The following is an 18395-nucleotide window of genomic DNA, read 5'->3' as shown; positions in this document are numbered from 1 at the left end:
GTCAGCCTCCCAGGATCTCCAGAGGTGTAGTTACAATCGAAAGCACGAAAGCCATCGCGACGATAAAGATGACCGCGGCATTGCCGATCCACCCGTTTCTGTGCTTCCCTACATAGGTCGGATCGTTCATCAGGATAAGGAAGGGAACCACGCCGAACGGCAGGCTGAGAGCTGAGAGGGCCATCGAAAAGATGGTGATCCGAAGCGGATCCAAGCCGATGACGATTGGGATCATGGCAATCATAAGGCAGGCTGTGTAGACAAGGCAGAAGGCGGGATTTTCTTTCGGCTTCATGTTTTCCGACCAATTCCATCCGAAGCCTTGTGCAATTAGATAGGCCTGTGCCAGGCTCACCTCGAGGGTCGCGCCCAAACATGTAATCCCGAGCGAGATCGCAAAGAGGCAAAGTCCCCATTTTCCAAAGGCGGGCGTGAGGATCATGGCAATCTGCTCATATCCTTCAATATCCTCAATCCCGTTTGAGGGATAAATCATTGCAGCCAGAACCATGACTGCGGCGGTAATGATCGCGCCGAAACTCATGCCAAGGATCGCGATCGCGCGATTGGCGCCAAAGTAGGTCTTGTCCCATTCGTCTTCGATGGCACCCGAGGAATAGAAGTAAAAGAGATAGGGCGAAATGACAGCGCCCAATATTCCGACGACGATGAAGCTATAATGTAGCGGATCTTTACTCGGCAGCGTCGGCACAAGTCCTTTCGCGATTTCGCCCCAGTGCGGATCCATGACAAACACGGCGACGACGAAAGCGAGCGCCAGAAGCCCCAAAGACGATATGCCATTCTCGATAAGGCCGAATGTGCCCCGCCAGAGCAGCAGCCAAGCGGTAAATGTCACCGGCAATGACCACCACGGAAATTTCACGCCAGTCAGGAATTGCAGCGCAAGCGAGATGCCGCCGATTTCGGCGGCAAGAACGAGAAGATTGACGATAAAGACCACGGATGCAGTGAGAAGAAAAATATTGGAGCCGAAGCGATCCCGAATTCCGTCGACGATCGTATAATGGCTCGCGATTGCGAAGCGCCCCGACATTTCAACGAGGAAAATCACACAGATCGTGCCGAGAACAATAGCCCAAAGGGGAGTATAACCATAGGCTGCTCCTGCTTGGGCGGAGGTCGCGATATTTCCCGTTTCAAGAAAACCGCCGATGCTGGTGATGACGCCAAGCGATACCTGCAGCAATTTCTTCAATCTGCTGCTCCTGATTTAGCTCTCAAGTCGCTTTCGAGGCTTCGCAAATCGCGAACATATTGGGAAAGCCCATCCGTCCGGCCATTGATGAGCTCGCGATGCGCTGAATCGGTGACCATATTCAACCGGCCGGCGAGGGCAGCCAAATTCTCCGGGAATGTCGGAAGCTCCTTCGATAGGGAGCCGATTTCCTTTGCGCACCGCTCTATCGTTAGGATGGCAAAACTATTCGATACGCGCATTTCCGTTCGCGCGTCCAAGACCATCTCCGCCGTCGCGCTCCATGAGAGCACATCACGAATTTTTCGGTCGCGCTGTTGCTGTTCATCCGAGCAGGACGATAAGCAGACTAGGAAAAGGGCGACAATAAGCAGTTTCACGACCGAGTCCTCGTGGCGTCCCGCGCAGCTCCTTTTCCTCATATAATCGAATAGAGCCGGGCGAGTTCCAACGCAGTGACGGTTGGTACCGTCATGGAAGCCTTAATCGGGGCGGACGGCTTAGCACCTCGACCACCGCGATGCGTTTGCAAGGACAAGCAGTTCGCGAATACCCCTTACTGATGATCCGTTGTCCGTGCGCTCAGTGGCGCATCAACATCTGTCTTAAATGGGCAATGGAACAACCGCCCGTCGACGGTGTTCAAGTTAATATGTCTTCAGCTAGGCGGCGATCAAATGAATGCTCCCGCGAATATGGATTTGAGCACCAGGGATAATTCGCCGATGGAAGCGAAGGCGGTGCCTAAGTTAACCGATCCGGATGCTGAGGCCTTCGTTGCGAGTGTTATCAAGGATCTCGTTGAGTCCAGGATCCCGTTCCTCGTCGCGGGCACTTACGCGGTCAGCGCCTACACGGGAATTTCGCGCGAAACGAAGGATTGCGATATTTTTTGCAAGGCAGGCGATTTTCTACGGATTCTCTCGAATTTTCAGAGTCATGGCTATTCGATAGAGGTGATAGATGAGCGCTGGCTAGGGAAGATCTCCAAGGGACGGCACTTCTTCGATGTGATCTTTGCATCCCCTGATGGAGCGACGCCTGTAAACGATAACTGGTTCGAGGACGCCCGCCGGTTCCAGATGTGCGATTGCTCCGTTCGCATCGCTGGGGCAACCGAGCTAATCTGGTCGAAATGCTTCGTTCAGCTCCGGCATCGCTATGACGGTGCCGACGTCGCCCATGTGATCCTGAAGGCACACGACAAGATCGATTGGCGTAAGCTGCTGGAATATCTCGAGGTAAATTGGGAAGTGTTGCTGATCCATCTTCTCAATTTCCGCTGGATCTATCCTTCCGAGCGCGACAAAATTCCGGACTGGCTGATGGACGAGCTACTCGACCGTTTAAGCGCTCAGCGTGACCTGCCTTTGCCACAGACGAAGATATGCCGCGGCCGGATGTATTCTCGTGTCGATTTTGAAATTGACGTGAAGGAATGGGGCTTCGCCGACGTAAGCGGCGACGGCGAAGAGGAGAGTTGACGATGGCCAATGATCAACGACGGAAATTGAGAGTCGCCGCCGTCGCAGACCTTCATGTCAAGGAAGATCGGGAGCAATCCTATAAGGCGCTTTTTGCCGACATTTGTTCGGTCGCCGATGTCTTGGTCATCGCCGGTGATCTGACCGACCTCGGCAAGCCGAAAGAGGCCGAATTGCTTGCCGCCGACCTGCGCAACTGCACGGTTCCGGTGGTGGCGGTGCTCGGCAATCATGATTATGAAAGCGGTGCCGTCGAGGAGGTAACGTCCATTCTCACGGGCGTTGGCGTGAAGCTTTTGAACGGCCGAGCAGTGGAGATCGACGGAGTTGGCTTCGTCGGCGTGAAAGGTTTTGCCGGAGGGTTTGGACGCTACATGCTGAGTTCCTTCGGAGAGCCCGCCATCAAGGCGATGGTTGCTGAAAGCGTCGATGAAACCATGCGGCTGGAAAACGCCATGCGTCAGGTTCGGGCCAGCCGCTCCATGGTGGTTCTGCACTATGCGCCGATCACGGATACAGTCGTCGGCGAACCGCCGGAAATCTTTCCCTTTCTCGGCTCATCGCGTCTTGCCGAAACGATCGATCGCTTCAAGGTCGATGCAGTCGTCCATGGACACGCGCACCGGGGCAGCTATGAGAGCCGGACCCCCGCAGGAGCACCAGTTTTCAATGTCGCCGCCCACATCGAGAAACCCACGGGCAAGCCTTACGCACTCATCGATCTCTAGAGCGTGATGCCGAAAAGTGTAGGCGGTTTTCGGACGACATCACGCTCTGCTTTTTTGATTCTAGAGCGGATTCAGATTTTAGGTTGACTCGACCTAAAATCATCCGGCTCTAGCGGCAATGCCGGCTGACGCCATGGCCGTCGTCGCCGGCACGGGCGCTAGGGAACAGAAAAGCTTGTCGTTGGTTCTTTGTGGGAAATCGAGGATCTTCATCATGGCTACCCACCCGAGAAACGAACCATCGAAAACAGCCGGCAAACCCGCAGCAGGTGGATGGGGTTCTGCGAAGTCGGTGGGTGGCATTCTCCTCCGGGAGCATATTCCGATCGCGGGCCCATCCCTTCTGGCGCATCAGAACAAGTCCGACGGCTACATGTGCGTCAGTTGCGCTTGGGGCAAGCCTGCCAAGCCTCATCCGTTGGAGTTCTGCGAAAATGGTGCCAAGGCTACCAGTTGGGAAGTTACCAACCGGCGCGCCGATCGTGCCTTCTTCGCGGCACATACGCTCACCGAACTTGAAACCTGGCCCGACCATGATCTCGAGGAACAAGGGCGTCTGACGCATCCCATGCGCTGGGATGCGGAAAAGGACAAATACGTACCCATAGCCTGGCATGTGGCTTTTGAGGAGATCGGCCGCGAGTTGAGGGCGCTGTCCCCAGAGCAGGTTGATTTCTATACGTCTGGGCGGGCGTCGCTCGAAACGGCTTACATGTATCAGTTGTTCGCGCGCATATACGGCAGCAATCATTTGCCGGATTCGTCAAACATGTGCCACGAAAGCACATCCGTCGCCCTGCCGGACAGCATCGGCGCTTCGATCGGTACGGCCATTCTGTCCGATTTCCAAAATTGCGACTGCATCTTCTATCTTGCGCAGAACGTTGGTACGTCCTCGCCGAGAATGCTTCACGACCTGCAGGATGCGGTCAACCGAGGCGTCAAGATCGTCACCTTCAACCCACTTCCCGAGCCGGGGCTGCAGCGTTTCATCAATCCTCAGATGCCCGGTCAGATGCTCACCGGCAAGGAAACGCCGATTTCCTCGGAATACTACCAGGTCAAGAACGGCGGCGATATCGCCGCGCTTTTCGGAGTGTGCAAGGCGCTGATCGAGGCCGACGATGCTCTGAAAGCATCCGGTACCAGCAAGGTCACGGGAAGCGATGCGATACCGGACGATCCCTCCGATGCCGGAACGGTCGCCTTTGCCGCAGCGATGGCAGCCGCCGACAAGAAGCATGTCCTTGACCACGATTTCATCCGCCAACATACCGCGGGCTTCGAGGAATTCGCGGCCGCGACGCGAATTTACGATTGGGCCGAGCTGGAGCGTGTCTCGGGCCTGACGCGGGCCCAGATGCAGCAGGCTGCTTCGACCTATGCCAACTCGAATGCGGTTCTCATGGTCTATGGCATGGGCCTTACGCAGCATGTCATGGGTGTCCAAAACGTACATATGGTCGTTAATCTCGCGCTTCTGCGCGGCAATATCGGTAAGCCGGGGGCCAATATCTGCGCAGTCCGTGGCCATTCGAATGTTCAGGGTCAGCGCACGGTGGGGATCACGGAAAAGCCGGGCCTCGTGCCGCTGGACAAGCTGGCCGCACTCTATCAGTTCCAGCCGCCGGAATGGATCGGCCACACCACGGTCGAAACATGCAAAGCGATTCTTGAAGGCGAGACGCGGGCGTTCGTCAGCCTCGGCGGAAATTTTCTGCGAGCCATTCCTGAAACCGTCGCGATGGAGAATGCATGGCGGAAGCTGCGCCTGACCGTCCAGATCGCCACCAAGCTCAATCGCAGCCACGTCATTCATGGCGAAATCGCCTATCTCCTACCGTGTCTCGGCCGCATCGAAATCGATGAACAGGCGAGCGGCCCGCAGGCGGTTTCGATGGAAAGCTCGGTCGCGCATTTTCACGGCTCGCGTGGAAGGGCCAAGCCCGCCAGTCCGGAATTGCTTTCCGAGCCCGCAATCATCGCCGGAATGGCAAAGGCGACGCTGACCAAGGGTGTCGTGCCATGGGACCGCTGGGTTGCTGACTATTCGACCATCCGCGACGCCATCGAGCAAACCTATCCGGAGACGTTCAAGGACTTCAACGAGCGCATGTTCCATCCTGGCGGCATTCCAAGACCGTTGCCCGCGCGGGAACGTAAATGGGTGACCCCCAACGGCAAGGCCAATTTCATTACGCCTGACCGCCTGTTTCCGGAGTTTTCGCTCGATGCGCAAAGCGACGATATCCTTCATCTCGCGACGTTGCGCTCCAACGATCAGTTCAACACGACGATTTATGGCTTTAGCGACCGCTATCGCGGTATAGAAGGAACCAGGCGGGTCGTCTTCGTCAACACAAAGGATGTAGGGCGCCTGGGCTTCAGCAACGGCGAGGCCGTCGATCTGGTGACCGCGATCGATCGGGAAACGGAGCGGCGGGTCACAGGATTCACCATTGTTGCCTATGACATGCCGGAAGGATGTTGCTGCGCCTACTACCCGGAAGCCAACCCGCTGTTCCCGTTGAGCCATCATGACGCCAAGGCGAAGACACCGTCTTACAAGCTGCTGCCCGTGCGCCTTGTCCGCTCTGGCGCGGCTCCGGTTCATTGAATCCCGAACAGGTTGGAACATCAGCCATGCCGTGGGAGGTAAGTAGAGAATTTCTTGATCGCACATTCGTAGCCGTTGCTTTTCTGGTGACCCTCGGCGCGGCCGCGCTCATCGGCGATGCACGAGAAGGGCGACAATATCGAACCGATCCCGCCGTCGGAGCAGCCTTGGCCGAGCTGCGCCTGATGCCAAACGGTATCAGCGGCACTCCGCCGGAAATCTATTTTGCCCTCGGCAAACCCTATGAGACCACCGCTTACGATCTTAGCCAGGGCAAACGGCTCTATTCCTGGTTCGGTTGCGGGGCATGCCATGGCGACGGGCGTGGCGGGATCGGTCCTTCTTTCCTGGATGGCTGGTGGCTCTATGGTCCGGGGATGGTGTCGATAGCCGCCTCCATCCGCGATGGCCGGCCGCATGGAATGCCGGCTTTTCGCGACAAGATGACGATTGACGAGATCTGGCAACTCGCAGGCTACGTCCAGACGATCGGCGCATATAAGGCCAAGACCACCGCGCCGAGCCGCAATGACGATAAGCAGACCCGTCCGGCGGAAAACCGCGCGCCGGCGGCAATTCTGTTCGACGAGGGCCCTGCCGGACCGAACGCTGTACAGGAGCCATCCCATTGAAAGCGGGCGCTGCCGTTTTCCTGCTCCTGTCGGCCATCCTAATTGCAGGATGCAACGGCGCTCAGTCCGCCCTGAATGCCGAGGGGGCCGCGGCCGTTCAGCTCAAGCATCTCATCATCGGGATCGTGGTCGTCTGCTGCGCTGTGTGGGCACTGGTCATGATCGTGCTGGTCCTCGCATTGCTGCGCGCCAGGAGACCGCGGGAAAGTCCAAGCTCCGAAAGTGAGCTGCGGATGGGTAAGCTGGTGACGGCGGCCGTCGCGGCGACTGTTGTCATCATCGCGGGTTTGACGATTGCGAGCTTCCATGCAACGCGCGGCCTCGGCATGTCCGAGGATGCCGGTCTTACGATCAAGGTTCGCGGCCAGCAATGGTGGTGGCAATTCATCTATGATGATGTCGATCCGACCAAGTCCTTTCAGACGGCCAATGAGATGCATATCCCGGTTGGTGTCGATATTCGCATCGAGCTCGAAAGCCTGGATGTCATTCATTCCTTCTGGGTACCGAGCCTCGCCGGTAAGCGCGACCTCATTCCCGGCCGGCAGAATGTCATATCCATACGAGCGGAACGGCCAGGTGTCTATCGCGGTCAATGCGCGGAATTCTGCGGGCTTCAGCACAGCCATATGGCGCTGTTCGTCATCGCGGAGGACATGGCCGCCTATCAGCGCTGGGCCGCCGCCCAGAAGGCCAATAGCGTATCGCCGGCCGATCCAGAGGCTGCGGCCGGCAAGGCTCTCTTCATGCGCAAGCCTTGCGCGGCTTGCCATACCATACGCGGAACCGAGGCATCGGGATCGACGGGGCCGGACCTGACCCATGTCGGCAGTCGCCAGACGATCGCGGCAGGGTTGCTCGATAATACCCGCGGTTCACTTGCCGCCTGGATCGCCGATCCGCAGACCTTGAAACCGGGAAACAACATGCCGATGGTTCCACTTTCCAGTGACGAGCTGCGGCAGCTTTCCGCCTATATGGAAAGTCTGCGATGACGGCGGACGACAAACCGACACAACCGACGGATTTGATGTTCGAGGACGGCGAGCTCGAACGGCGGCTTGCGCGGACCTGGATGACGCCGACTGGTGTCTGGGGTGCCCTCACGACAGTCGATCACAAGCTCGTCGGCCGCCGTTACATCGTTACCGCATTCGTTTTTCTCGCCTTGGGCGGGCTGCTCGCGCTCGCGATGCGGCTGCAGTTGGCGCAGCCGGAGGCGCGTTTCATCGGCCCGGACCGCTACAATCAGATTTTCACCATGCATGGCTCAAACATGATGTTCCTGTTTGCCGTGCCGGTCATGGAAGCCATGGCGGTCTATCTCGTGCCGCTCATGGTCGGCACCCGCAATATCGCTTTTCCGCGCCTGAATGCCTTTTCCTATTGGATCTATCTCGCCGGCGGTCTGTTGTTGTGGATCTCGTTTGCGCTCGATACCGCGCCCGATGTCGGATGGTTTGCCTATGTGCCCTTGTCCGGTCCGCAATATGGCGCGGGCAAGCGCGCCGACCTCTGGGCGCAGATGATCACTTTCACGGAAGTCGCGGCCTTGGCCGTCGCGGTGGAAATCGTCGTCACCGTCTTCAAGCAGCGTGCGCCGGGCATGTCGCTCGACCGCATTCCGCTGTTCGTCTGGTCGATGCTCGTCACGGCCTTCCTCGTTATCATGGCCATGCCGGCAATCATGCTCGCCAGCTCGACGCTGATCCTCGATCGTCTGGTGGGGACGCATTTCTACAATCCCGCGGAGGGCGGCGATGCGCTGCTATGGCAGCATCTGTTCTGGTTCTTCGGCCATCCCGAGGTCTATATTATCTTCCTGCCAGCCGTCGGCATGGTGTCGACGATAACGGCAACCTTCTCGCGCCGCCCCATATTCGGTTATCTTCCGCTTGTCATGGCCCTGATCGCAACCGGAATCCTGGCTTTCGGCCTTTGGGTGCATCATATGTTCGTTGTCGGCCTGCCGAAGCTCGGCGAGAGCTTCTTCACCGCCTCCAGCATGGCGATCGCCATTCCCGCCGGCATCCAGATATTTTGCTGGCTGGCGACGCTATGGAGCGGACGGCCTGTCTTCAAGACACCGCTGTTGTTCGTCATCGGTTTTATCGTGACCTTCGTCGTCGGTGGGCTGACCGGGGTGATGGTCGCCTCGGTTCCGTTCGATACCCAGGTGCACGACACCTATTTCGTCGTCGCACACTTCCATTACGTCCTGGTCGGCGGCGCCGTTTTTCCCTTGCTAGGCGCGATCTATTACTGGTTTCCCAAGATGACTGGACGGATGATGAGCGAGACGCTCGGCCGCTGGGCGTTCGGGCTGATCTTTGCCGGCTTCAATCTGACCTTCTTTCCAATGCATATTCTCGGGCTCGAGGGCATGCCGCGGCGCATCTACACCTATCAGCCGGAAATGCCCTGGGCCGGCATGAACATGTTCGTGAGCTTCAGCTCCCTTATCCTTTCACTGGGATTCCTCGTCTTCTTCATCGATGTCATCCGTAGCGCTCGATCCGGGCAGATCGCCGGTGAGAATCCATGGAATGCCTCGACGCTTGAATGGGCGACATCGTCACCGCCGCCATGCTTCAATTTTCGTCGTATCCCGGTGGTCGGCGCACGCGATCCGCTATGGACGCAGCCGGATGAACTCGCGGTCGCCGCCGGGCTGCGCACCGACCGGCGCGAATTGATCGTCAGCAGCGTCGTCGAAGCGCGGCCGGAAGCAAGCGAGTCCTCGCCACGAAATTCGATCTGGCCGCTCCTGGCGGCTCTCGCCACCACGGTGATGCTGATCTGGTCGATCTTCTCGCCTTGGGCGGTCATTTGGGGATCAATTCCGATCGGGATCACCTTGACGGGCTGGTTCTGGCCGAAGCAGACGCCGGAGGATGAATCATGAAGGAGCGCGTCGTCCTCGATGTTTCAAGGCTGCCGCCTCATGGCATGGGGAGGGCAAGCCCGACCTGGTGGGGAACCTGTGCCTTCATGCTCATCGAAGGGTCCGGCTTCGCATTGGCGATCGCGGTCTATTTCTACCTGATGAGCCTCGCCCCGCACTGGCCAATCGACGCACCGGCGCCGGGCCTCGTTCCCGGAACGACCCTGACCGCGATATTGCTGGCAAGCGTCGTGCCGAACATTCTCGTGTCCCGCTGGGCACGGCAACGAGATCTACACAAGGTGCGGATCGGGCTTATCGTCATGTCGGTGCTCGGGGCGGTGCCGCTGATCCTGCGCGGTTTCGAATTCGCCGTCCTCAACATACGCTGGGACGATAATGCGTATGGCTCGATCATTTGGACCATGCTGGGGCTGCATACGACCCACATCGTCACGGATCTCATCGATACGCTGGTACTGACCGGCCTTATGTTTTCAAGGCATGCCGATAATCCGCGCCGCTTCGGCGATGTCGAAGATAATGCAATGTACTGGAACTTTGTCGTGGTGGCGTGGATTCCCTTGTACGCATGCATTTACTGGGTGCCACGTCTATGATGGCCACGGCGGCAAAATATGGGGGTTTGATCCTTGCCCCGCTTGTATGGGCCGGCAATACCCAGCTTGGCCAGATGCTCCCCTATGTCGATTGCAGCCGGCATACGCATTGGTCCGTCCTGACATCTTCCGTCTCAATTCTACTTGCGTTGGCGAGCGCGGCGATAGCGCGGGCCGGTTCTACGCCCGAGGAGGCGCGAACGGGGCTGTTCCTCCGCCATCTCAGTGTCCTCGTCGGGCTCGCCATCGCCTTCGCGCTTTTCCTGCAGGGAGGAGCCGCGTGGCTCTTGAACGTATGCGAGCATTAGCCGCCCTCATGATCCTGCTGATGACGGGGCGGGAGGCTGCCGCCCATGGCGCGGAAGCGCATCTCTTTCATTCGGTCTGGACGATCGACCCGTGGATCGTGACACCGTTAGCGGTCGCGGCTTTTCTTTACGGCCGAGGTTGGTGGAGGCTAAGGCGACGCGCTCGAACGAGCAGACCCCTCGTGGCGAAGCGTGCCCTTTGTTATTGGGTCGGCTGGGTGACGCTTGCCGTTGCGCTGCTGTCTCCGTTGCACTGGCTCGGAGAGCAGCTTTTTACCTTTCACATGATCGAGCACGAAATCATCATGGCGATCTCCGCTCCGGTGATCGTCATCGCGCGACCGGCAGGCATGCTTCTCTGGGGACTGCCGGATCGGCTGAGGCGCTGGACGGGGAGGGCGATGAGGCGGAGCTCCGTGCGGATCGTCTGGCGCTGGCTCAGCGGAGGAACCAATGCCACCCTATCGCATGCTGTCGCCATATGGGCCTGGCATGCGCCGATCCTGTTCGATGCCGCCGTTGGCGATGTCACGCTGCATCGCCTCCAGCATCTGAGCTTCTTCGCCACCGCTATCCTATTCTGGTGGTCGATCTTCTGGCGCAGCAATCACGGCGTCGCGGCGTGGCATCTGTTCCTGACCATGCTGCACACTGGAGCACTCGGTGCGCTGATGGCACTTGCGCCGCGCGTCCTCTATGTCGCTCAGACGCATGCTGCGGAAACATGGGGGCTTACGCCGCTCGAGGATCAGCAGCTCGCGGGAATGGTCATGTGGATTCCAGCCGGAACGATTTATGCCGGCGCCGCACTCGCGATGGCAGCCCTATGGATAGCAAATGCCAGCAGGGGAGCGGGCCGTGTTCCACGCATCCGTCCTTTATAGATATCGCAGCATCTGGCTAGGCGCGGCAGCCATTGCAGTGCTTTGCGTTTTGGTTGGCACGAACATGGCAAAGACTTCTCAGCGGCAATTGCAGGTTGCGCGCGTGCTGACTGAAGGCGGGGATCCCTCCCGCGCACCGCCGATCTTTCGTCGATATGGGTGCACCGGATGCCATCAAATCCCCGGCATAGCCGGTGCCGATGGTCAGGTGGGCGGGACTTTGGAGGGTCTTCAAAAACGGGTCTATATTGGCGGCGTCGCCAACAATACGGGCGATAACCTCGTTCATTGGATCGTGTCGCCGCAGGATTTTTCGCCCAATTCGGCGATGCCGAAAACAGGGATCTCGGAAGCCGAGGCCCGGGATGTCGCCGCCTATCTCTACACTCATTGATCCCATTTAAGGATGCGGTGTCGGCCGAGGAGGCAGGGTCTTGATGTAACGCGCGATGGCTTGGCGATCGCTTGGTGGCAACATCGCCATGTTGGTGACGACCTCGGCCATGGACGAGCCGACGCGGCCATGGTTCGGCGTGTTGCCGCTCTTCAGCATTTCCGCGATGTCGGCTTCGGACCAATTTCCGATCCGGCTCGGCGTGATATTGGGAACGAAGCCGGTGTCTTCAGGGTCGGTACCGCCGGCAAACCGTGTTTCTGGCTTTATCGCACCGAACATATTGCGCGACGAGTGGCATTCCGCGCAGTGGCCCAGGGTCTCGACCAGATAGCGGCCACGAGCCAGGACAGGATCGGTGCTGACAGGCCCCTGCGTCTGCCCTTCACGGAAGAACAGCAATTTCCAAAAGCCCAATAGGCGGCGCATGCGGAATGGGAAGAACAGATCATGCGCGGGCGGGCGGCCGGAAACCGGAGCCAACGTCCTCAGATAGGCCCTTAGATCCTTGATGTCCTCGAGCCGCATGCCCGTATAGCTGGGATAGGGAAATACCGGATAGTAGTGCTGATGTCGCGGCGAAACACCGCCAATCAACGCGTTGGCGAGATCGACGGTGCTCCATTTTCCGATGCCATCAACGGCATCGGATGAAATATTGGGCGCACGAAATGTGCCGAAAGGCGACGCAAGTGCGAGACCGCCGCTTAATTTCAGACGATCCTTCTGGCCTGGGGTGGCGTGGCAGGACGCGCAGTCGCCGGCGGCGAATATAAGCTGGCCCCGCGCCGGATCGCCGTTGTCTTGAAGGCGAGGATCACCCGTCGCAAAAGGCATGGCAGGTTCCGTCACGAACCAGATCACGGGGGCGGCCAGCAGGGCGGCCAGGCACAGCCAAGTCAGAATGCGCATGCGTTTTATCGACCGATTCGGTGGAGCGCGAAAGATCGCGCTCTCATAGAACTGCCCATTGGGCTATCCGTTCCGTTTATGGGCGGCCGGCTCTAAAGATTATCGATAGTCAATCGCGCATGTCCCTTCCATTGGTTCCGTGCCTAAGTGGTGATCTTCAGAAGGTTTCCTCGCGCAAGGGCAAGCAGCAGGGCGGAGGTGTGAATGGCTTGGCAGATCCCACCCGTCAGGGCTTTGTTTACCGCTTCCATCAAAGGCAGCTGACACAGTACGACACGTTCTGAAGGATCGTTCATCTGCGCTTGGCTCTCCGTCAGCCCGGTCGCTAAAACGATGTGGCTGTAGTTGGTTTGCATCGCCGGATTGGGTGCAAGGCGCCCACAATATTGCCAATTGCGAGCCTCGAAGCCCGTCTCTTCAAGAAGTTCACGCTTAGCCGCTTCCAAAGGCGTTTCGCCCGCGTCTATTCCTCCACCGGGAACTTCGAGCGATATGATATTCAGTCCGTGGCGGTATTGCTCCAGCAACAAGACTGAACTGTCGTCACCAATTGCGACGACGTGCACCCAATCAGGGTATGAAAGCACGTAGTAGGGAGAGATCAGGTGACCTTCACTGGTTACGCAGTCGTCGGCTCTCACGTCGATCCACCGATCCTTTAGGATCTGCCGCGATGATTGGATCGTCCATGGCTTCAGTTCCATTGTCATTTCCCTCCGTTGACGCCATTTGGCCAGGAATTGGCAAGAGAATGTGCCGATCCCACTACCTGACGTCAATTTTGCATTCACTCAACGCGCGTCGGCGATAAAGGTGCCGCGGATGGTGGGAAAACGTCTTGCGCTGAGATGGTCACGTCGAGATTCCTTGGGGTTGGAGTGACCGGAACGTGAAATCAGATGAAGTGGAGCTTTGGTCGAAAAAGCAACCACGGAATGAATCATGCATCGTTTCCTTTCGGGTTCATTTCTGAGCGTGATGGTCGAGGCGCGGCACTGGAAAGGCGGGAACCAATTCGATTGCAAGGCGGTTAGGGAACACGGATGCAGGAACTAACGAGGAATGTCATGTCGAATGTTTCGAGAACAGGCACCGACGACGTCAATAATGCAACCAGTAGAACAACCTTCGGGCGATCGGTCGAGAGCCAGAGTCAGCTTCGGGATGCGGCAACCATTGCTTCAGCAACCGATGTCGGCGAGGTTCTGAATATCTACCGGTTGGAACCCATCGCCGCTCCGGAAGATCCGCATTGGGACAACGCCCGTGATCATGGCACGGTTGTCGTGGCGGCTAGGACTGCAGGCGACGCGCGCATCGTGGCGGCGGGCAATGAGCTTGACTTTATGGAAGTCGATGCGGCCCCTGCCGAAGATGTGACGACCAGCAATGCGAGCGCATTTCGCGATGACAAGCTTTATACCGTGATCGAGATTGCTCGCGGCCGAACCGACCTCAAACGCGGCGTGCTGGAAGGCGAGGTGTCTGTCGATACGATTCTTCCCACGCAAATCGATCGCTGATCATTTGACCTGAACTAGGAATCGCAGCGCTACGAAAACGGCGGCGCGCTGAACTCCGCAAGACGACATTTTGGATGGAACAATGCCTGACGTTGCAAGTTCGGTGAGCCGCAACGGAGAGGACGATCCAGAATGCGCGGCTTGGAAAATCCAAAATCGGCGTCCGCTCGCGGATGGCACGGCGCGACTTTTTGCCTATTGAGTTTTGGCCTCTCTTCATGTTCCGTGGCGGTACTGAACCCGGTCGGCCCCGTAGGCGCCGGTGATGCCTCGATTCTGATCAACGCCACAGTGATCATGCTCGCCATAGTGGTTCCGACCATCCTGCTGGCGTTCTGGATGGCATGGCGTTATCGCGCCTCTAATCCCCGAGCGGAATATCTCCCTTATTGGTCCTATTCCGGACGCATCGAGGCGGTCGTCTGGTCGATTCCAATCCTGACGATCATGTTCATTGGCGGTCTGATCTGGATCGGGTCGCACAGGCTCGACCCGTTCAGGCCGCTATCATCGAGCAAGCCACCTCTCGAGGTGCAGGTCGTATCGCTCGATTGGAAATGGCTTTTCATCTATCCAAAAAACGGGATTGCCACCGTCAATCAAGTCGTGATCCCGACTGGCACGCCGGTACACTTTTCGATCACGTCGGCGAGCGTCTTCAACGCGTTTTTCGTGCCTCGGCTTGGATCGATGATCTACGCCATGCCTGGCATGATTTCGCAACTGCACCTTCAGTCGGATGAATCCGCTCGCCTGCGGGGCATATCCGCTCAGTTTTCCGGCGACGGTTTCTCGGACATGGAGTTCGAGGTCAGAAGCGTTCCGGATGCAGAGTTTGAAACCTGGATGAAGAGCACTCAGGCGACCGATCTTCCTCTCGATGGGGATGAGTATGGCAAGCTCTTACAGCAGAGCGAGCGCGTTCAGCCTGTGGCCTATCGGCTGGCGGATCCCGGGCTTTTCGATGCCATTGTTCAACAGACGATTCCGCCAGGTCCCGGTCCCGAGGCCGAGTCCCCACAACATGCGGGTCGCGAGACTTCTACTGGCGGAAAGGATTGAACATGTTGGGAAAACTCGGGCTCTCGGCGATTCCCCTGTCTCAGCCGATCCCGCTGATCACCTCCATCGCCGTCATCCTCATCGCCATTGTGGTCTTGATTCTGGTCACCGTAAGAGGATGGTGGCCCTATTTATGGCGAGAGTGGATCACAAGCGTCGATCACAAGCGCATCGGCATTATGTATTGTCTGCTCGGTGTCGTCATGCTCATCCGTGGCTTCGCCGATGCGATCATGATGCGCACCCAGCAGGCGGTCGCGATCGATGCCCCCGGTTACCTGCCGCCCGAACATTATAATCAGATATTCACCGCGCATGGAACGATCATGATCCTGTTCGGTGCCATGCCCCTCGTCTTGGGATTTATGAATTTCCTCGTGCCGCTGCAGCTCGGCGTCCGTGACGTTGCCTTCCCGACATTCAACTCGGTTGGGTTCTGGCTGACGGCCAGCGGTGCGCTGCTGGTCAATGTGTCGCTCTTCATCGGCGAGTTCGCCCGCACCGGATGGCTGCCATACCCGCCTCTCAGCGAGACGAGCTATACGCCAGGCGTAGGCGTCGATTACTATCTTTGGGCCGTGCAGATTTCCGGCATAGGGACCCTGATAACCGGCATCAATATCGTCACGACGATATTGAAGATGCGGTGCCAGGGCATGAGCTATCTCAGAATGCCGGTCTTCTGCTGGACCGCGCTGGCTTCCTGTCTGCTGATCGTGGCAGCCTTTCCGATCCTAACGGCGACGCTCGCCATGTTGACGCTCGATCGCTATGTGGGATGGCATTATTTCACAAATACGGCGGGCGGAAATCCGATGATGTTTGTGAACCTGATATGGGCGTGGGGTCATCCGGAAGTCTACATCCTCGTCCTGCCCGCCTTTGGAATCTTTTCCGAAGTCTTTTCGACCTTTTCCGGCAAGCCGCTATTTGGCTACCGCTCCATGGTGGCGGCGACGATGTTCATTTGCATCGTTTCGATGCTGGTATGGCTGCACCACTTCTTCACGATGGGGGCCGGCGCCGCGGTCAACACCTTCTTCGGCATCTCCTCCAGCATCATCGCCGTCGGTACCGGCGTCAAAATCTACAACTGGATCTTTACGATGTATGGCGGAAGGGTTCGTTTCGAAGTGCCGATGCTTTGGTCGATGGGTTTCATCTTCACTTTCACCATAGGCGGGTTGACGGGTGTCCTGCTCGCCATACCGCCAGCGGACTTCCTGACGCATAATTCCATGTTTCTGGTGGCGCATTTTCACAACGTCATCATTGGCGGTGTCGTGTTCGGCGTTTTCGCGGGGATGGAATTCTGGTTTCCGAAAGCATTCGGTTTCCGGCTCGATGCAGGTTGGGGCAACGCGGCCTTCTGGCTGGCTTTCGCGGGGTTTTGGGTGACCTTTACGCCCCTTTACGTTCTCGGACTTGATGGGATGACACGGCGGTTGCAGCACATCGACGTTCCCGAATGGGCGCCCTGGCTTTACGTCTCCGTCGTCGGTGTCGGCATTCTTGTCCTGGGGGTCATCGCGCAGGTAATTCAATTGGCGGTCAGCATTCGCCAGCGGGAAAAGCTGCGGGATATCACCGGAGATCCGTGGGATGGTCGTTCTCTTGAATGGGCAACCCCGTCGCCGCCGCCGTTCTTCAACTTCGCCGTCATGCCGAATGTCGAGGGGGAGGAGGCCTATTGGGGTATCAAACTTCGCGCCGTGGAATCACAGCAACTATCGCCCGAACCGAATTATGAGCCGATCGAGATGCCGGTAAACAGTCCCGTCGGGATCTATACAGCCTTTTTCGCCACGATCTTCGGTTTCGCGATGATCTGGTACATGTGGTGGCTCGCCATCGTGGCGCTCGTGGCGGCCTTCATTGGCTTCGTGGTCTTCGCATGGCGCGACGTTCATGAATTCGAGGTTTCGGCCGACGAGGTCGCGCGCGTCGACCGTGTCCGGCGCTCCGCTCGCGAGGCGATGCTTGCGCGAATCTCAGAACAGGGAGTATTGCCATGACGGATACCGGGCTGCCGGCGAGCGTCGAAGCCATACGGCGCCTTCGCGAAGATCCGCATCGTCTGGGCCACCGTGCTCATGGCCGGGGGGAGCCCGCGTTGGGAACTGGCCAGGGCGCTACCGGCCCCGCGGACAAGCGAATTCTTGTCGGCTACGGCTTCTGGATCTATCTGCTGAGCGACATCATCATTTTCGCGTGTTTCTTCGCCGCATTCGCCGTGCAAAGGGGGGCGACGGCCGGCGGGCCGGTGATTACCGATATCGTCGATGTGCAACGCGTGGGATTCGAAACCGCGGCGCTGCTATTGTCGAGTTACACCTGCATGCTATCGTTTGCGGCGACAAATGCGCGCAATAAGCTGTGGACGCTTATATTTCTGCTTCTGACTGGCCTGCTGGGATTGATATTCGTTCTTCTTGAGCTGTTGGAATTCATCGAGCTATCCGATCGCGGCTTCACGCCGCAACGCAGCGCAATGCTCACTTCCTTCTATGGGCTGGTCGGACTGCATGGACTGCACGTCACGCTCGGCGGCGTCTGGCTGGCCACGATGATGGCTCAGGTTTTCATAAAAGGATTTCGCCGCGAGATCATTCATCGATTGATCTGCTTCAATCTCTTCTGGCACGCACTCGATATCGTCTGGATCGGCATTTTCACGATCGTCTATCTGATGGGAGTTCACTGATGAGTACCTCCGACACCGACACGGACGTAAATGATAACAGGCGGAACTTGCGGGACGACCATGCGCCCGGTGACGAGCCACCGGAAGAAAGCGGCCACTGGGTGTTGAATGCAAACTTGGGCCTGGGATTTTCTATCATTCTGACGGCTGCTTCCTTCTTGCTGGCCACTTCCAACATTGTTTACGGGCCGGCAATTCCGGTAGCGCTTATCGTACTCGCAATAGCGCAAATGGGCGTGCATCTGGTGTTCTTTCTGCATATCACCACGGGCCCCGACAACACAAACAACGTCCTCGCACTGGCATTCGGCATATTGGTCGTCGTGCTGATCGTTCTCGGTTCAATCTGGATCATGGGCCATCTGAAGCAAAACATGATGCCCATGGATCAAATGATGAATATGCAGCCATGAGTATTTGGATC

Annotated in this window: 19 protein-coding genes; 14 read left to right on the top strand and 5 right to left on the bottom strand. The window is 57.9% G+C overall.

The features are described 5' to 3' along the window. Window position 1: 1 nt before the first annotated feature. Together AC13QY_RS08950 and AC13QY_RS08945 are read right to left on the bottom strand one after the other, a co-directional pair. Window positions 2-1219 (bottom strand): Nramp family divalent metal transporter, encoded by a 1218-nt coding sequence (locus AC13QY_RS08950; RefSeq protein ID WP_113388593.1) that lies wholly within the window; start codon window positions 1217-1219, stop codon window positions 2-4. After that, entirely contained in the window at window positions 1216-1599 is a 384-nt protein-coding gene (locus tag AC13QY_RS08945; protein ID WP_488493302.1) for a hypothetical protein, read from the bottom strand. Before AC13QY_RS08945 ends, AC13QY_RS08950 begins: the two co-directional genes overlap by 4 nt. A gap of 345 nt (window positions 1600-1944) precedes the next feature. Here AC13QY_RS08945 and AC13QY_RS08940 point away from each other — a divergent pair, with 345 nt between their 5' ends. From AC13QY_RS08940 to AC13QY_RS08900, 9 genes are all read left to right on the top strand, one after another. After that, entirely contained in the window at window positions 1945-2703 is a 759-nt protein-coding gene (locus AC13QY_RS08940) for a hypothetical protein (protein ID WP_488493301.1), read from the top strand. A 2-nt stretch (window positions 2704-2705) separates the two neighbouring features. Next, window positions 2706-3431 carry a metallophosphoesterase family protein gene (locus tag AC13QY_RS08935; RefSeq protein WP_488493300.1) on the top strand — a complete coding sequence of 242 codons (726 nt, stop codon included), beginning with the start codon at window positions 2706-2708 and terminating at the stop codon, window positions 3429-3431. A gap of 214 nt (window positions 3432-3645) precedes the next feature. After that, window positions 3646-6048, top strand: coding sequence for an FdhF/YdeP family oxidoreductase (locus tag AC13QY_RS08930; protein WP_488493299.1), 2403 nt, complete (start codon window positions 3646-3648; stop codon window positions 6046-6048). Window positions 6049-6074: 26 nt separating this feature from the next. Beyond that, the gene (locus AC13QY_RS08925) at window positions 6075-6680 is read left to right on the top strand and encodes a c-type cytochrome (RefSeq protein WP_488493298.1); all 606 of its coding nucleotides are present in this window, start codon (window positions 6075-6077) and stop codon (window positions 6678-6680) included. Continuing rightward, entirely contained in the window at window positions 6677-7675 is a 999-nt protein-coding gene (coxB, locus tag AC13QY_RS08920) for a cytochrome c oxidase subunit II (RefSeq protein ID WP_488493297.1), read from the top strand. Before AC13QY_RS08925 ends, coxB begins: the two co-directional genes overlap by 4 nt. Continuing rightward, the gene (ctaD, locus tag AC13QY_RS08915) at window positions 7672-9585 is read left to right on the top strand and encodes a cytochrome c oxidase subunit I (RefSeq protein WP_488493296.1); all 1914 of its coding nucleotides are present in this window, start codon (window positions 7672-7674) and stop codon (window positions 9583-9585) included. Before coxB ends, ctaD begins: the two co-directional genes overlap by 4 nt. Next, window positions 9582-10184, top strand: coding sequence for a cytochrome c oxidase subunit 3 (locus tag AC13QY_RS08910; protein WP_113353028.1), 603 nt, complete (start codon window positions 9582-9584; stop codon window positions 10182-10184). Before ctaD ends, AC13QY_RS08910 begins: the two co-directional genes overlap by 4 nt. A 295-nt stretch (window positions 10185-10479) precedes the next feature. After that, entirely contained in the window at window positions 10480-11376 is an 897-nt protein-coding gene (locus AC13QY_RS08905) for a cytochrome c oxidase assembly protein (protein ID WP_488493397.1), read from the top strand. Window positions 11377-11440: 64 nt separating this feature from the next. Next, a complete protein-coding gene (locus AC13QY_RS08900) occupies window positions 11441-11770 on the top strand; it encodes a c-type cytochrome (protein ID WP_488493295.1) in 330 nt (109 codons plus the stop codon). A 6-nt stretch (window positions 11771-11776) separates the two neighbouring features. Here the strand turns inward: AC13QY_RS08900 and AC13QY_RS08895 are convergent, their stop codons facing one another. From AC13QY_RS08895 to AC13QY_RS08885, 3 genes are all read right to left on the bottom strand, one after another. Beyond that, window positions 11777-12682 (bottom strand): c-type cytochrome, encoded by a 906-nt coding sequence (locus tag AC13QY_RS08895; RefSeq protein WP_488493294.1) that lies wholly within the window; start codon window positions 12680-12682, stop codon window positions 11777-11779. 143 nt (window positions 12683-12825) lie between these two features. Then, window positions 12826-13386 carry an NUDIX hydrolase gene (locus tag AC13QY_RS08890; protein ID WP_488493293.1) on the bottom strand — a complete coding sequence of 187 codons (561 nt, stop codon included), beginning with the start codon at window positions 13384-13386 and terminating at the stop codon, window positions 12826-12828. Between the two features lie 87 nt (window positions 13387-13473). Then, window positions 13474-13626, bottom strand: a complete 153-nt coding sequence (locus tag AC13QY_RS08885; protein WP_488493292.1) for a hypothetical protein — start codon at window positions 13624-13626, stop codon at window positions 13474-13476. Between the two features lie 123 nt (window positions 13627-13749). On the opposite strand from AC13QY_RS08885, the gene AC13QY_RS08880 reads away from it, so the two are divergent. From AC13QY_RS08880 to cyoD, 5 genes are all read left to right on the top strand, one after another. After that, entirely contained in the window at window positions 13750-14205 is a 456-nt protein-coding gene (locus AC13QY_RS08880; RefSeq protein ID WP_113396510.1) for a hypothetical protein, read from the top strand. 132 nt (window positions 14206-14337) lie between these two features. Continuing rightward, a complete protein-coding gene (gene cyoA, locus AC13QY_RS08875) occupies window positions 14338-15267 on the top strand; it encodes a ubiquinol oxidase subunit II (protein ID WP_488493291.1) in 930 nt (309 codons plus the stop codon). Window positions 15268-15269: 2 nt separating this feature from the next. Further along, window positions 15270-17282 carry a cbb3-type cytochrome c oxidase subunit I gene (locus AC13QY_RS08870; RefSeq protein WP_488493290.1) on the top strand — a complete coding sequence of 671 codons (2013 nt, stop codon included), beginning with the start codon at window positions 15270-15272 and terminating at the stop codon, window positions 17280-17282. Next, on the top strand, window positions 17279-17971 hold the full coding sequence (locus tag AC13QY_RS08865) for a cytochrome c oxidase subunit 3 (RefSeq protein WP_113396513.1): 693 nt from the start codon (window positions 17279-17281) through the stop codon (window positions 17969-17971). Before AC13QY_RS08870 ends, AC13QY_RS08865 begins: the two co-directional genes overlap by 4 nt. Beyond that, the gene (gene cyoD / locus AC13QY_RS08860) at window positions 17971-18384 is read left to right on the top strand and encodes a cytochrome o ubiquinol oxidase subunit IV (protein WP_488493289.1); all 414 of its coding nucleotides are present in this window, start codon (window positions 17971-17973) and stop codon (window positions 18382-18384) included. Before AC13QY_RS08865 ends, cyoD begins: the two co-directional genes overlap by 1 nt. The last annotated feature ends 11 nt before the right edge of the window (window positions 18385-18395 follow it).

The sequence above is a fragment of the Martinezella sp. CNPSo 3795 genome, from assembly GCF_057784475.1.
The sequence above is the reverse complement of the archived record's forward strand: the minus strand, read 5'-3'. Positions and strand labels throughout refer to the sequence as shown.

Coding starts and splice junctions, on each gene's coding strand:
- AC13QY_RS08895 (WP_488493294.1), bottom strand. CDS start 12,682: ATGCGCATTCTGACTTGGCTGTGCCTGGCCGCCCTGCTGGCCGCCCCC.
- AC13QY_RS08880 (WP_113396510.1), top strand. CDS start 13,750: ATGTCGAATGTTTCGAGAACAGGCACCGACGACGTCAATAATGCAACC.
- cyoD (WP_488493289.1), top strand. CDS start 17,971: ATGAGTACCTCCGACACCGACACGGACGTAAATGATAACAGGCGGAAC.
- AC13QY_RS08905 (WP_488493397.1), top strand. CDS start 10,480: ATGCGAGCATTAGCCGCCCTCATGATCCTGCTGATGACGGGGCGGGAG.
- AC13QY_RS08910 (WP_113353028.1), top strand. CDS start 9,582: ATGAAGGAGCGCGTCGTCCTCGATGTTTCAAGGCTGCCGCCTCATGGC.
- AC13QY_RS08930 (WP_488493299.1), top strand. CDS start 3,646: ATGGCTACCCACCCGAGAAACGAACCATCGAAAACAGCCGGCAAACCC.
- ctaD (WP_488493296.1), top strand. CDS start 7,672: ATGACGGCGGACGACAAACCGACACAACCGACGGATTTGATGTTCGAG.
- AC13QY_RS08890 (WP_488493293.1), bottom strand. CDS start 13,386: ATGGAACTGAAGCCATGGACGATCCAATCATCGCGGCAGATCCTAAAG.
- AC13QY_RS08885 (WP_488493292.1), bottom strand. CDS start 13,626: ATGATTCATTCCGTGGTTGCTTTTTCGACCAAAGCTCCACTTCATCTG.
- cyoA (WP_488493291.1), top strand. CDS start 14,338: ATGCGCGGCTTGGAAAATCCAAAATCGGCGTCCGCTCGCGGATGGCAC.
- AC13QY_RS08870 (WP_488493290.1), top strand. CDS start 15,270: ATGTTGGGAAAACTCGGGCTCTCGGCGATTCCCCTGTCTCAGCCGATC.
- AC13QY_RS08940 (WP_488493301.1), top strand. CDS start 1,945: ATGGAAGCGAAGGCGGTGCCTAAGTTAACCGATCCGGATGCTGAGGCC.
- AC13QY_RS08900 (WP_488493295.1), top strand. CDS start 11,441: ATGGCAAAGACTTCTCAGCGGCAATTGCAGGTTGCGCGCGTGCTGACT.
- AC13QY_RS08925 (WP_488493298.1), top strand. CDS start 6,075: ATGCCGTGGGAGGTAAGTAGAGAATTTCTTGATCGCACATTCGTAGCC.
- AC13QY_RS08865 (WP_113396513.1), top strand. CDS start 17,279: ATGACGGATACCGGGCTGCCGGCGAGCGTCGAAGCCATACGGCGCCTT.
- AC13QY_RS08935 (WP_488493300.1), top strand. CDS start 2,706: ATGGCCAATGATCAACGACGGAAATTGAGAGTCGCCGCCGTCGCAGAC.